Source organism: Segatella copri, assembly GCF_026015295.1.
Lineage (GTDB): Bacteria > Bacteroidota > Bacteroidia > Bacteroidales > Bacteroidaceae > Prevotella > Prevotella copri_C.
Genome location: NZ_JAPDUW010000001.1, coordinates 383,128 through 397,812 on the forward strand (window position 1 = coordinate 383,128; position 14,685 = coordinate 397,812).

Sequence of the window (14,685 nt, forward strand, 5' to 3'; positions counted from 1 at the left end):
AGGTTTCTTATATTAATAAGTAAACTGAGAAATGTCAACATGCTGTGGTGCCTCCAGCAAATGAGGGTTCATGGTTGCATCTTCTGTAGGGAATGGGATGGTAAAACTGCTCATCTGAACGTTCTGATGCTTACCAGGATCATCATTGTATCTTACATCGCTGTTCAAGTTCCAAGGACCATCATAGCTACCCTTGTTGTACCATGTCTCATAGAGCGCATTCAGACCATAATACTCATTTCTCTTCTGTGCGTTCAACTCAGCAATTGTTGCATCAGGATCGAAGTAGTATCTGCGTACGTAATCATACCAGCGATCGCCCTCAAGTGCTAACTCCAATCTGCGCTCCTTCCATACATCTTCGAAACTGATAGATGTTGGGCGTTCGTATGTAGATACCGCACGGTTGCGAACTTTGTAGAATGCATCAATTGCAGATGCATCTGTTGTTGAGCCTGCATTACCAATCTTGGCTTCTGCATAGATGAGATAAACATCTGCAAGACGTAACAGCTGAGTATAGTTACCATAAGCCATCACATCAAAGTCGCAGCCTATATGCAAGTTATGGTCGGCTTTATCACCAACAAGATGTTTTGCACATTGTGCTCCTGTTGGAGTCTGGAGTTCACCATTGCCTTGATGCTTCTCATAACCTTTATATACATGCTTCAAGAAGTCGAAACCACCGCAGTCTGTGTAGAAATAATCATATTTGTCACCAGCCATGATCATGGTAGCCTTACGGCGGATGTCGGTGTTGTTTCTAGTCTGGCTTGTTGGATTATCTCCGAAAGCTTCTATCAGGTCTACTGATGGACCAGCCCATCCTCCCCAGTTGTTACCTGTTTCATCGAAACCCGAAATAGCGAGGTCACTTTGAAGTGAGTTTTGAGATGTCCAAGGGTCACGTGTGGCACGCCAGTGCCATGCGATGAGTGATTCAGGACCTTTGTATGCGCTGTAGAACATTGCTGGGAAATTGGCTGCAGGTTCCAAACTTCTGCCACTATTGTCTATAACATCCTTTGCATATTTGGCAGCGTTGTCAAGATCTTCCTGGTTGCGCTGGTGATTGGTGGTCTTGATATATGCCACACTTCCCTGTTCGTAAGTTGTAGTTGCTGGATCGAAACCAGACTTTGTCAGGTAAACCTTGGCAAGCAAGCCTTCTGCGCTGTATTTATCAATACGTCCAAGACCTGTAGGATCTTTTTCCGGTAACAGTTCAATGGCTTTTTTCAAGGTCATGATGATGTAATCGTATACATCCTCTATGTTGGCCTTATACTGGTCATTGTATGTACCGGCACCGATAATGTCTGTGTTGTTATGGATGATTGGCACTGCACCGAATGTACGTACAAGATAGAAGTATGCCATAGCTTTCCATGTCAGGCATTCTCCCATACATGCACTCTTAACGCTTGCGCTTGCGTTGGCACCTTTCAGTTTATCATAAATGGTGTTGGCGTAGGCATTGACTGTCCAAAGTGAATAAGACATATCTTTCAGGTTGGCATTGTTGGCAGATACGTTACAGTTCCAGTATTGAGTATCTTCACTTCCCCACCAATAATAGTTTCCTGACATAACTTCACCAACTTTGAAGAAACCTCTTTGGAAATCATACCATGGCATACTGTACAGAGAATTGGCGCCTTGATAGCACTCTGCATCACCATTATAGAACGTGTCTGCATTGTAGTTGGAATTGTCTGGCTGATCCAGAAAGTCCCCGCAAGAAGACAAGCTGAGACCCAAGACGAATGCGCAAACGGCCGTTTTATATATATTGTATTTTTTCATAATTGTTTATTCTTTTGTTATTTAATTAGAAAGCAAGGTTGATACCGAAAGAATATACCGTTGGTGAAGGATAACGTCCGTTATCTACACCGAAGCTGTATCCCTGTGAATCGGATGTACTTGCACCTACTTCTGGATCATAACCGTCGTAACCGGTAATAGTGAAGAGGTTCTGTATATTTGCATATACTCTCAAACTCTCAATATGAAGGTATCTTGCATACTTTTTAGGCAATGTATAACCTAAAGTGATATTCTTCATTCTCAAGTATGATCCATCTTCAACATATCTGTCACTGATAACGCTAGAGTTTCCGGCTGGGTCACCGATAGCAAGACGTGGAATGTTGGTTCCTGCGTTTACTACATAGATGTTGTCTACGTCATCATACCAGTTGTATACGGTATTGGCATTGTTGCCTTTATAACCATTACTGTAGTCCTTGTTCGGATCAATTGGAGCCAGTACGGCATGATTCTTGACACTTGCACTCTGGTTTACCCAGGCATTGTTCATCTTGCTCATGCTGATATTCAGGTAGTTCATAACCTTGTTTCCTACAGAACCGCTGACGAACAATGTCAGGTCGAAGTCCTTATAACGGAATGTGTTGGTCCAACCAAATGTATATTTAGGCTGTGGATTACCGATGTAAGTCTTGTCGTAATCGTCGATAACTCCATCAGGCTTTCCGTCAGGACCTGAAATATCCTTAAACTTGATATCGCCTGGCCATACGGTTGTTCCCTTATTCAGGGCTCCTTCCTTGTAGCTCTTAGGCTTAGGAGAGTTTTTGATATCTTCAAAATCCTTGTATACGCCATCGGTCTGATATCCCCAGAATTGATAGAGAGGTTTGCCGATGTTACTTACACAGACAACGTCGTTCCACTGGCCATAGCCAATGATGTTGGCATTGGTTGTGCCGCTGAGACCTACCAGTTTGTTCTTGTTCCAAGAAATGTTGAACTCTGTATCCCAAGAGAAGTTCTTGTTAGCAATAGGATGAGCGTTTACTGCCAACTCGAAACCGGTGTTCTTGATCTTACCGTAGTTACCCCAAGGTGCATTAAGACGTGAAGAACCATTGCCTTGAGTACCCATATATGAAGGCAACTGTAAAGGCATCAGCATATCGTTGGAAACCTTGTTGTACCAGTCGAGAGTGAAACCAATCTTATCATTGAAGAGTCCAAGATCGAGACCGATATTGGTCTGTTCCTGAGTTTCCCACTTGATAGAAGTGTTTGGAATGTTGGTAGGACGGTATGCTACGCTTGTTTGACCAACAAGGAACTTGGTTACGGTAGTACCCCATTTGTAAGCACCGATATTGGCATTACCAGTCTGACCCCAGCCAATACGAATCTTACCATTGCTCAACCATTTACCTGCGATGCTCTTGATAAACTTCTCGTTAGAGAAACGCCAGCTTGCTGCGAATGAGTGGAATGAAGCCCAACGGTTTTCAGGACCGAAGTTAGAACTTCCGTCACGACGGAATGTATATGTTGCTAAATAACGGTCATCGTAGTTGTATGTCTCACGTGTAAAGAATGATGACATTGTTGTAACACCGAAACCAGACTTGATACTAGGAGTGCTGGAACCCAAAGATGGCAAATGGATTGTATTGTTTGGCAAATTAGCGTTTGCCTGATAGGTATAATCCCAGTCACTGCGCCAAGCTTCCTGACCCAGCATGGCTGTGAAAGAATGCTTTTTGATACTTCCATTATAAGTAATGTAGTTCTTAAACTGCCAATACTTGCTTGTATTCTTCTGCCAGCTTGCAAAGTTTGTGTCCTGGTTCCAGTTGCCTAAGTGCATAGTAGGTGTAAAGACCTCTGCATCACTCCATGACAAGTCGTAACCCAACTCTGTATGCCAGGTGAGGTTCTTTATAGGAGTAATGTCTGCAAAAATGTTACCGGTCAGCTTGTTGCGCTTCATGGTGATATCCTTGCTCAAAGCCTGTGCAATAGGGTTTGGTGAAGACCAGCCGTCACGTACTACAGATGTGTAGTTTCCGTCTACATCGTAGATGGCAATATCTGGTGGTGTGGTCAATGCGTATGTAATAACACCTTCTGTACCATCAGCATGGAGCAGGCGCTCCTTGGTTCTTGTGTATGTAGTATTCATACCTATCTTGAACCATTTCTTCAGTTGGGCGTCCAGATTGGCACGTACGTTCAAACGCTTGAAGTTAGAACCGATGATAGTACCATCCTGATCCATCATACCGCCACTAACATAGTACTTAACCTTCTCTGTACCACCTTGTGCAGCAACCTGATGCTGGTGCTGGAAAGCTGTGCGGAATACAGCGTCCTGCCAGTTGGTTCCTCGACCCAAGATAGATGGGTCTGAGAAATCAGGACGTGCCTGATCCTGTGAAATCCATCCGTTGTTTACAAAATCATTATAATATTCTGAGAATTCACGAAGATTCAGAATGTCAATACGCTTTCCCTGGTATTGCCATGCTGCCATGCCGTCGTATGTAAATTTTGCTTCTCCAATCTTACCCCGTTTGGTTGTGATAAGTACAACACCATTTGCACCCTGGGCACCATAGATGGCTGTAGCAGAAGCATCCTTCAGAATTTCCATACTGACGATATCGGCAGGGTTGATAGTTGACATTGGTGATACGGTAGAAACAGAACCGTTTCCTAAGGCATCTCCCAAACCTAATGAACCGCCGCTTGAACCGCCGCCCTGGAAGATGACACCATCAATGACATAAAGTGGTTCTGCACCGGCATTGATGGTTGACTGTCCGCGAACTCGGATTGAGGTAGAAGAACCTGGAGCACCTGAAGTCGCTACAGATGTAACACCGGCAACGCGACCTTGGAAACTCTGGTCTAAGTTTGTGATAATAGAACCTTTGATTTGGTCTTCTCCCATGGAAACAGAAGCTCCTGAGATGTCGCTCTTCTTCATAGTACCATAACCTACAACTACCACCTCGTCAAGACTGTTGTCGTCTTCTACCAAAGTGATGTCGTACTTGCTTTGGCCTCCTACTTTGAAAGTTTTGGTAACATAGCCTACGTAAGTTACCTCTACAGTCTGTCCGGCACCTACATTCAGTGTGTAGTTACCATCAAAGTCGGTCACTGCGGCATTTTTTGTGCCTTTCACTTTTACTGTTGCACCGATGATAGGACCCATTGCATCGGATACGTTACCAGTAATCTTCTTGTTCTGTTGCACAGCCTGATTCGTTGTGATCTGGGCTGCGAAAGTTTGCTGAGGGGAGATGCCGAGAAGACTCAGGGCAGCTACACTAGCAAGCAACTTTTCTCTACTTTTAAAGTTCATACAATTTTTGTTAGTTGGTTAAAACAGTTGGGCTCTTTCACTTATATGATCGATACGGGAAAGAATCCAAAACGGATTAGTGCTCTCTGATTATTCCTTCGTCATCTTTTTCTGATGAGAAGAAAGGGCTAGAGGCTAGCTCTAGGTTGCATTTACTTTTTCCATTGTTGTGATTATGTTTATTTGTTTTATATTGTTTATTCTAAACCTTTAGGCTGTTTTGTAAATCTGCTGCAAAGATAGCTATTTTTTGCAAAATAGCTTGTACATATTTTGCTGATTACTAATACTTTTCTGCTTTAGTGAAAATAAAATGTAATTTTCGTCATATTTATTAAAGATTAAGTGTTAGCGTTACAATTTATTTACTTGATGGTTGATTTATATTGATTATTCTATTATTTGTCTATTATATATAAGGTACGCGTACATTATTTATTATATGAATTGTCATAACCTTTTGTGCTTTGTTAATTGATCTTTGGTTGTTTTCTGTCAATTCTTGAGTTGAATAGAGTGTGTGTGTTGTTGTTTTCTTTGCTTTTTCTGACTTGATGTGCGTCAATTCTTATTTCTGTTTTCTGATATTTTCGAATATTTTTCTGCCTTTGCAACAAAGTATGTTTATTCAGCAAAATAATACACGGATATATCGGAAATTATGCCTAACTTTGCAACCGTAAAACAGAATGTTTAACTAACAAGATTACCAACGACAATATGAATCATCGTATAGCAAATGTTTTTAGGTTAATAATTATAGGTGTTCTGATGAGTGTGCTGGGGACTTCAAGCCTCAGCGCACAAATCAGAGGTAACAACATCGTGGTAACGGTAACTCCTGACCATCAGGACTGGAATTATCGGGTAGGCGAGAAGGCTAACTTCATGGTGAATGTGAGAAAGAGCGGTACGCTACTCAATCAGGTGAAGGTTGATTACGAAGCTGGACCGGTAATGTTTCCGGAGGTGAAGAAAAGTACCACTCTTAAAGACGGAACCATGAAATGGTGCGGCAGTCTGAACAGACCGGGCTTCTACCGCCTCAAGGTTATCGCTCATGTTGATGGCAAGGATTACGAGGGACTTTGCACGGCAGGTTTCTCTCCAGAGAAGATCCAGCCTTTCGCGCAGGAACCTAAGGATTTCGATGCTTTCTGGAAGAAGGCACTGGATGAGGCAAGACAGAATGACCTCAATCCTACCAAGGTGCTTCTGCCTGAGCGTTGTACCAAGGATAAGAATGTATATGAAATCAGTTATAACAACAACCGATGGGGCTCTAAGATGTATGGCATCCTGAGTGTACCGGTAAAAGAAGGTAAGTATCCGGCTTTGCTCCGTGTACCTGGTGCGGGTGTACGCCCTTATGCCGGCGATACTTATACGGCTCCTGCAGAATGCATCGTACTGGAAATCGGTATTCACGGTGTTCCTGTTACCATGCAGCAGAAAATTTATGATGATCTTGCCAATGGCGAGCTGAAAGGTTACTGGGATACCAATCTCGAGAATCCTTATCGCAATGCTTACAGACGGGTGGTAACCGGTGCTGTCCGTGGTGTGGATTATATTGCTTCTCTTCCTGAGTGGAACGGAAAGACTATCGGTGTAACGGGTTCATCACAGGGTGGATTCCTTTCCATCGCTGTGGCAGCTCTCGATAAGCGAATCACTTTCCTGGCTCCTGTTCATGATGCTATGTGTGATTATGAAGCTGAAATTCACGGAGTTGCAGGTGGCTGGCCTCACTACTTCTATAAGGAAGACAAGGCGCAGGGGGCTGCATGGAAAGAGCAGAAACTTACGGATTTGGAAAAGGCAAGACTCGAAGGTGCACGCTATTATGATGGCGTCAACTTCGCCCGTCGTATCACTGTTCCTGGCTGGTACAGTTTCGGTTATAATGATGAGGTGGTTCCGCCAACATCATCTTACGGCCTTTATAATTTGGTAAAAGCGCCTAAGACCTTGAGTCTGTACCAGATGACTGGTCATTACTGGTATCAGGAGCAGTGGGATGAATGGCAGGCTTGGATTATTCAGCAATTAAAGAAATAGATATATGATAGGAAAAAGAATTTTGATTGGTGCTGCTTGCCTCATGGCGATGCAAGGAGCAATGGCACAGGTTGATGGCGTTACGGGCGCATCAGTCCAGACTGCCAATACTTCCAGCTGCAAGGGTAAAAAGCAATGTTGCAATACTCCGGCAGAGCAACTGAAGGTCAGACTGCAGAAATTACTGAACAAGGGAATCATGCTCGGACATCAGGATGATCCGGTGTATGGTACTACTTGGAAATGGGATGAAGGAAAGAGCGATGTATTACTCACTACAGGTGATTATCCTGCCGTGATGGGCTTTGATCTCGGTAAGCTAGAGCTCGACAGCAAGGAAAATCTCGATGGTGTTTCTTTCGATCGTATGCGAAAAGAAATCATTGCCCAAAATGAGAGAGGAGGCATCGTCACTTTGAGTTGGCATCCTTGGAATCCGGTAACAGGCGAGAATGCCTGGGATCCGAAAGGTGATGCTGTAGCTGCTATTCTGGATGGAGGCGCCCAGCAACAGAAGTTCGACGGATGGCTCAAGAAGGTTTCCGATTTCATCCTTTCTTTGAAGACAAACGATGGTAAACTGGTTCCTGTCATCTTCCGGCCATGGCATGAAATGAATGGCGGATGGTTCTGGTGGGGAGCTAGCAGTTGCACACCTGCACAATATAACCAATTATACGTAAAAACCCTAAATATACTTACTAAAGCAGGGTGCAATAACATCGTTTGGGCTTGGTCACCAAATCTCAGCGACGAGAAGACGGTAGAAAAATTCCTGGAGCGATTCCCAGGAGAAAAGTATGTGGATATGCTGGGTGTTGACGTCTACGAGTTCGATAACAGCGATGCCAACTATCAGCAGAACCTTGCTGCTACTCTCGATGTGCTGATGGAGGCAGCCAAGATGGTGGGTAAGATTCCTGCCCTCACTGAAACGGGTTGCCGAGGTATCGCCAGCAAGAAGGACTGGTTTACCCAAACCCTTTGGCCTGTACTTCAGAAGTATCAGTTGAGTTATGTACTCTTCTGGCGTAATGCCTGGGATAAACCTCAGGAGGAAGCCTATCTTCCTGGAGTAGGCGATGGTGCTATCGTCGAGGACTTCAAGGCATTCAAGAAGGAAAAGAAAGTCCTCTTTGCAAAAGAGGTTTTAAAGGTTAAATAAATGTTGAATGTTGAATTGGCATTAGTTCAATGTGCATTTTATACTCAACATTCAACATTCAACATTAATATAAAACAAAATATGACTACATTTCAAGACAAAGTGAAAGCACTTCGCGCTCATCATGAGGAATTGCTGAGCCGTAAGAATGAACCGGTAGAGTGGGGAAATGGTATCTATGAAAAGTATAAGAACCCAATCCTTACTGCAGAACATACACCATTGGAGTGGCGTTACGACTTCGATGAGAAGAGTAATCCGTATCTCATGCAGCGCATCATGATGAATGCTACGCTCAATTCGGGTGCCATCAAGTGGAATGGTAAGTATCTCCTCGTTGTTCGTGTTGAGGGTGCTGACCGCAAGAGTTTCTTTGCCGTAGCAGAGAGTCCTAATGGTGTTGACAACTTCCGTTTCTGGGATGAGCCTATCACCATGCCGGAGGATGTTGTTCCTGCTACCAACATCTATGATATGCGACTCACAGCTCATGAGGATGGCTACATCTATGGCGTGTTCTGTGCTGAGCGTCATGATGATGATCAGCCTGGCGACCTCAGTGCTGCTACTGCTACTGCAGCCATCGCCCGTACCAAGGACCTGGTAAACTGGGAGCGCCTTCCTGACTTGAAGACCAAGAGCCAGCAGCGCAATGTGGTTCTCCATCCGGAGTTCGTTGATGGCAAGTATGCTTTCTATACCCGTCCACAGGATGGTTTCATCGATACAGGTTCTGGTGGTGGTATCGGTTGGGCTCTTGTTGATGATATCACTCATGCCGAAATCAAGGAAGAGAAGATCATCAATGCCCGTCACTATCACACCATCCAGGAGGTGAAGAACGGTGAGGGTCCTCATCCTATCAAGACTGATAAGGGCTGGTTGCATCTGGCTCACGGTGTTCGTGGCTGTGCCAGTGGTCTCCGCTATGTGCTCTATATGTACATGACTTCTCTTGAGGATCCTACAAAGGTGATTGCAGAACCAGGTGGATATCTCCTCGTACCGGAAGGTCCTGAGTATATCGGTGATGTAATGAACGTAGTCTTTGCCAATGGTTGGATTGCAGATGAGGATGGCAAGGTATTCATCTACTATGCTTCTTCTGATACCCGCATGCATGTGGCAACTTCTACCATCGACCGATTGGTAGACTACTGCGTGAACACACCAAAGGATGATTATCGTACTCAGTTCTCTGTAGAGAAGATCAAGGCTTTGGTGGCAAAAAATAAACAGACTTTAAGTAAATAAGTTTCAGGTATTAAGATTGTAGGGATTCGTACTCCTCATCCGTATTATCAGATATAGATGGGGAGCGAATCCCTTTTTTAGTAAATTATAAATTGTAAATTGTCAATTAAAAACAATGGCTCGTTTAAAAGAAAAAATAGCTTATGCATTGGGTGATGCCGCTGCGGGTGGTATTGTATGGAAGGTGATGTCTATCGCTTTTCCTCTGTTTTTTACAAATGTCTTCGGACTCTCGTTTGCGGATGCGGCAGTACTGATGCTCGTAGCCCGCATGTTCGATGTGGTTACTGACCCGCTGATGGGTACTCTTGCCGACCGTACCCAGAGCCGTTTCGGTACCTACCGTCCTTGGCTCATCTATGGTGCCATTCCTTTCGGATTGATATTCGCCCTCTTGCTCTATACACCAGACTTCGGTCCTGTGGGCAAGCGAATCTATGCTTACGCCCTCTATCTGCTGATGATGGCGGTATATACCATGGTGAATGTGCCTTACGGCTCATTGCTCGGTGTGATGACCGAGGATGATGATGAGAAGAACCAGTTCTCTTCTTTTCGTATGGTGGGTGCTTATGCCATGGGATTCGTTACCCTGCTTTCTTTCCCTTATCTCCAGAAAATGGTAGGTGGTTCTGCCGCTCATCAGTATGCTGTCATTGGTGCCGTGCTCGGTATTATTGCAGCTGTGATGACATTGGCTTGCGGACTCCTTACCAAGGAACGTCTGAAGCCGAAGCGCGCTGAGAAGTTCTCTTTCCAGCAGTTTGCCGACCTCGTTCACAACAAGGCTTGGCTCTATATGACAGCCATCGCCGTGTGCACCAACTTCTTCAACGGATTCCGCTATGCCGTAGCTGGCTATATGTTCGATTACTGTCTGCATGGCAATGTAACCATCGAGGGATTGATTATCAACTATACCGTTTTCATGGCGTTTGGTGAAGTAACCTGTATGATTTTCGGTGGTGTATCTCCTTGGTTCACCCGTCTGGTAGGCAGCAAGCGTATGGCATTCTTCTGGTCTGCAACTCTCTGTCTGGTACTCTCGGTTGTCTTCTTCTTCATCCCGATGGATCCGTCGTATATCTGGGTGATGATAGCCATCGTTATCCTTACCTCTATGGGTATCGGTATCTATTCGCCATTGATGTGGTCAATGTATGCCGATGTAGCCGACTACCATACCGAGCATTTCGGAACATCAGCTACGGGTCTTATCTTCTCTTCCGGTACGATGAGTCAGAAGTTTGGTACCGCCATTTCCGGTTCTCTCATCGCCCTCTTCCTGGGCTGGGCAGGTGCCAACATGATAACAGATAAGATGGGTAATACGATGATCGACCCAGCCAGTGTTACCGACTCTGTGCTTACGATGGTATGGTCATTGTTCTCACTCTTCCCAGCCGTCATCGCCTTCCTGCTGATGGTGCTTGCCTGGAAGTTCCCTATCCGCAAATAATTGTTTTAACATAACTAATAATCACTATAAAGAATGGAAAAATGGAAAATCTTAAAGAAACGATGCGGGATGTTCTGGAGAACAACATCCTCAGCTATTGGCTAACGAAAGTGAAAGATGAAGAAAACGGTGGCTTTTACGGACGTGTAGACGGTAACGACCAGGTACATCCTGTAGCCGAGAAGGGAGCAGTGATGAATGCCCGTATCCTCTGGGCGTTTTCTGCTGCCTATCGTGTCTTGAAGAAGCCGGAGTATCTTGAGGCTGCCACCCGTGCCAAGGATTATGTGCGCGATTATTTTCTCGACAGGGAATATGGCGGCATCTACTGGAGTGTTGACTATCAGGGTAATCCGCTCGATACCAAGAAGCAGACTTACGCCATCGGCTTTGCCATCTATGGTTTCTCGGAGTATGCCCGTGCAACAGGTGACAAGGAGGCGTTGGATATCGCCATATCCCTGTATCATGACATAGAGAAGCATGCCTTTGATGCCAAGAACAACGGATATATCGAGGCTTTGACCCGTGAGTGGAATCCGATTGCAGACATGCGTCTCTCTGATAAGGATGAGAATGGTTCCCGTACGATGAATACCCATCTGCATATCATCGAGCCATATACCAATCTTTATCGTGTATGGAAGACTCCGGAACTGGAGAAGAGCATCCGCAATCTGCTCGATATCTTCACCGATAAGCTTCTGAACGAGGAGACTTATCATCTCGACCTCTTCTTCAATGACGAGTGGGAGGGCAAGCGCAACATCGAGAGCTATGGTCATGATATTGAGGCGTCCTGGCTGCTCCACGAAACCGCGCTGGTTTTGGACGATAAGATATTGCTGCATAAGATTGAGCGCATCATCCGTCGTATAGCCGATGCAGCAGATGAAGGCTTACGTCCGGATGGCAGTATGGTTTATGAGCATTGGAAAGATGGAGATAAGTATGATCTCCAGCGCCAGTGGTGGGTGCAGTGCGAGAACATCATCGGACATATCGACCTCTATCAGTATTTCCGTACCGAAGAACATCTCCAGACTGCCATCGCCTGCTGGAACTATGTAGCCAAGCATCTGCTGGATGCCAAGAATGGTGAGTGGCACTGGGCTATACTGGAAGATGGTACGGTGAACAAGGAGGATGATAAGGCGGGTTTCTGGAAATGTCCTTACCACAACTCCCGTATGTGTCTCGAACTCATCGAACGTGACTATTAACATACAGATTCCCTGCAAGGCAGGAATAGAATACAAAAATCCAAGCAAATCATATATTTGCTTGGATTTTTTTGTTTATCCCGATTTTTTATTGTACTTTTGCAGCCAATGTAGAATTGAGGGTGGTATCGCATCAAAAATTCAACATTCAACATTCAACATTAAACATTAAAAATAAATGTATATAGCAATAGCAGGAAATATCGGTAGTGGCAAGACAACACTCACCAAGATGCTTTCTAAACATTATGGATGGAAACAGTACTTGGAGCCCGTGGCTGAAAACCCCTATATCGATGACTATTACAAGGATATCTCGCGATGGGCACTCAATATGGAGGTGTTCTATCTGAAGCAGCGATTCAAGATTCTGCTGGAAATCCAACACAGTAAAGAGACGGTCATCCAGGACCGCACCATCTTTGAGGGTGTCTATGTCTTTGCGGCCAACAACCGGAAGATGGGCAACATGGACCAGCGCGACTACGAGACTTATATGGAGCTCTTCGAGTCGATGATGGAAGTGGTGGAGATGCCTGAACTGATGATATATCTCCGTTCTTCAGTTCCTCACCTCGTGAAGAATATCCAGAAGCGCGGTCGTGATTATGAGCAGAAGATGCCTTTGGATTATCTGGAAGGTATCAACAATCTTTACGAAGATTTCATCATGAATAAGTATAAGGGCAAGGTGCTTATCGTAGAAGTTGATAATCTCGATTTCGAGCACAATCCCAAGCAGTTTGGTGAAATCGTAGATAAGATAGATGCCAAGCTCTTCGGTCTGTTCTCTTAAAGGTAAAAAGGTAAAAAAGTAAAAAGGTAAAAAGGTAAAAAAGTAAGAGCAAGAAGAGCTAATCATAAAGTTCAAAGCTCAAAGTTCAAAGTTTAAAGTAACAAAGATGCATATAGCAATAGCAGGAAATATAGGTAGCGGCAAGACAACATTAACCAAGATGCTTGCCAAGAGATATGGCTGGAAAGCTAATTTCGAGCCGGTTGATAATAATCCATATCTGGCTGATTATTACAAGGATATGGAACGTTGGTCGTTTAATCTTCAGATTTACTTCCTGAACAAGCGATTCCATGATGTTGTGGAGATTTCACGTTCAGAGCAGACCATCGTACAGGATAGAACCATCTTTGAGGATGCGCGTATCTTTGCCCCTAATCTTCATGATATCGGTATGATGAGCGATAGGGATTTCAAGAACTATACCGATCTCTTCGATCTGATGATCAGTCTGGTGAAACTCCCTGACCTGATGATATATATCAAAAGCAGCATTCCTACGCTCGTGAAGCATATCGAGAAGCGTGGCCGCGATTTCGAGAAGAGCATCCGCATCGATTACCTCCAGGGTTTGAACAAGCGTTATGAGGATTGGATTAAGGATTATAAAGGTCGCCTCATCATCATCGATGGTGATAATCTGGAGTTCGGAGAGAATCCGGAAGACTTCCGAAAGGTTACTGACCTGATAGATGCCGAGCTCTTCGGCCTGTTTGCTGAAAAGGAGGTTTAAAAGTAAAAAGGTAAAAGGGTAAAAAGGTAAAAAGAACCTTAACCCCCTTTCGCCCCCCGTTCCTAGCGATTCCATCGCTAGTCCCCCAAGTCCTTATCATAAAGGTAAAAAGCGCAACCCCGCTAGGCGTCAAAGGAGGAACGTCTGGCGGGGTTGCGTTTTATGGTTGTACAACTAAAGGGTTTATAGTTGTACGACTATAGGGTGTATGGTTGTACGACTATAAGGGTTGTAGTTGTACGATTAAAAGGTGTTGTCACTAGGCTCGGCAGACCTGCTGACTGCAGTCGGCAGAGCTGCTGACTAGGCTCAGCAGCTCTGCTGAGCCTAGTGGCAACCTTCGAGAAGCAGTCTCCTTCAACTCGAAAAGCAGTCTCCTAAAACTAAAAGAGGCGTCTCTTTGAACCCAAAGAAACGTCTCCTTTCGCTTATTCAATCATATCCTTCTGCTTATTCAAACATCTGAATACGCTTATTCAATCATAATCTTCTGCTTATTCAAACATCTGAATACGCCAGCAGAACTATCTCCTTCCCCCGGAAGAGCCGGATGCTTTGTAGAACTTACCTTTCTGGCGGGAGATGAAGATGCCGCCTTGGGCTGAAGTCTTATCTACTTGCTGGCCATTGAGATTATAGATAATCTCTTTCTCATCCTTTTTATGAAGGGTAGGAGAGGCGATGAAAGTTGTGCCGGAAACAATGTCGAAGCGGATGAATTTTTGGGTAAAAATTCCTACTGTTCTGTTCCTTTTTGCTACAAAATACGCTCGTTTTCTCTGTTTCTGATCCACCATTAAGTCTGTCTGTTGACTGATGAATCAGGCTGTTTTTTGAGTTTTTTCACTTTA

General features: G+C 44.5%; 10 protein-coding genes. 7 read left to right on the top strand and 3 right to left on the bottom strand.

Going from position 1 to position 14,685, the window contains the following annotated elements:
* Positions 1 to 12: 12 nt before the first annotated feature.
* Together ONT18_RS01465 and ONT18_RS01470 are read right to left on the bottom strand one after the other, a co-directional pair.
* On the bottom strand, positions 13 to 1,809 hold the full coding sequence (locus ONT18_RS01465) for a RagB/SusD family nutrient uptake outer membrane protein (RefSeq protein ID WP_153083360.1): 1,797 nt from the start codon (positions 1,807 to 1,809) through the stop codon (positions 13 to 15).
* Between the two features lie 25 nt (positions 1,810 to 1,834).
* The gene (locus ONT18_RS01470; RefSeq protein ID WP_264903729.1) at positions 1,835 to 5,143 is read right to left on the bottom strand and encodes a SusC/RagA family TonB-linked outer membrane protein; all 3,309 of its coding nucleotides are present in this window, start codon (positions 5,141 to 5,143) and stop codon (positions 1,835 to 1,837) included.
* 771 nt (positions 5,144 to 5,914) lie between these two features.
* Here ONT18_RS01470 and ONT18_RS01475 point away from each other — a divergent pair.
* From ONT18_RS01475 to ONT18_RS01505, 7 genes are all read left to right on the top strand, one after another.
* A complete protein-coding gene (locus ONT18_RS01475; RefSeq protein ID WP_264906765.1) occupies positions 5,915 to 7,204 on the top strand; it encodes an acetylxylan esterase in 1,290 nt (429 codons plus the stop codon).
* Positions 7,205 to 7,208: 4 nt separating this feature from the next.
* Positions 7,209 to 8,369 (top strand): glycoside hydrolase family 26 protein, encoded by a 1,161-nt coding sequence (locus tag ONT18_RS01480; RefSeq protein ID WP_264903731.1) that lies wholly within the window; start codon positions 7,209 to 7,211, stop codon positions 8,367 to 8,369.
* 81 nt (positions 8,370 to 8,450) lie between these two features.
* The gene (locus tag ONT18_RS01485; protein WP_264903733.1) at positions 8,451 to 9,623 is read left to right on the top strand and encodes a glycoside hydrolase family 130 protein; all 1,173 of its coding nucleotides are present in this window, start codon (positions 8,451 to 8,453) and stop codon (positions 9,621 to 9,623) included.
* 115 nt (positions 9,624 to 9,738) lie between these two features.
* Positions 9,739 to 11,082 carry an MFS transporter gene (locus ONT18_RS01490; RefSeq protein WP_264903735.1) on the top strand — a complete coding sequence of 448 codons (1,344 nt, stop codon included), beginning with the start codon at positions 9,739 to 9,741 and terminating at the stop codon, positions 11,080 to 11,082.
* Between the two features lie 41 nt (positions 11,083 to 11,123).
* On the top strand, positions 11,124 to 12,305 hold the full coding sequence (locus ONT18_RS01495) for an AGE family epimerase/isomerase (protein ID WP_264903737.1): 1,182 nt from the start codon (positions 11,124 to 11,126) through the stop codon (positions 12,303 to 12,305).
* Between the two features lie 178 nt (positions 12,306 to 12,483).
* On the top strand, positions 12,484 to 13,101 hold the full coding sequence (locus ONT18_RS01500; RefSeq protein ID WP_264903739.1) for a deoxynucleoside kinase: 618 nt from the start codon (positions 12,484 to 12,486) through the stop codon (positions 13,099 to 13,101).
* 106 nt (positions 13,102 to 13,207) lie between these two features.
* A complete protein-coding gene (locus ONT18_RS01505; RefSeq protein WP_117587062.1) occupies positions 13,208 to 13,834 on the top strand; it encodes a deoxynucleoside kinase in 627 nt (208 codons plus the stop codon).
* Between the two features lie 524 nt (positions 13,835 to 14,358).
* Here the strand turns inward: ONT18_RS01505 and ONT18_RS01510 are convergent.
* Complete coding sequence (locus tag ONT18_RS01510; protein WP_117587063.1) at positions 14,359 to 14,631, bottom strand: hypothetical protein; 273 nt, start codon at positions 14,629 to 14,631, stop codon at positions 14,359 to 14,361.
* Between the last annotated feature and the right edge of the window lie 54 nt (positions 14,632 to 14,685).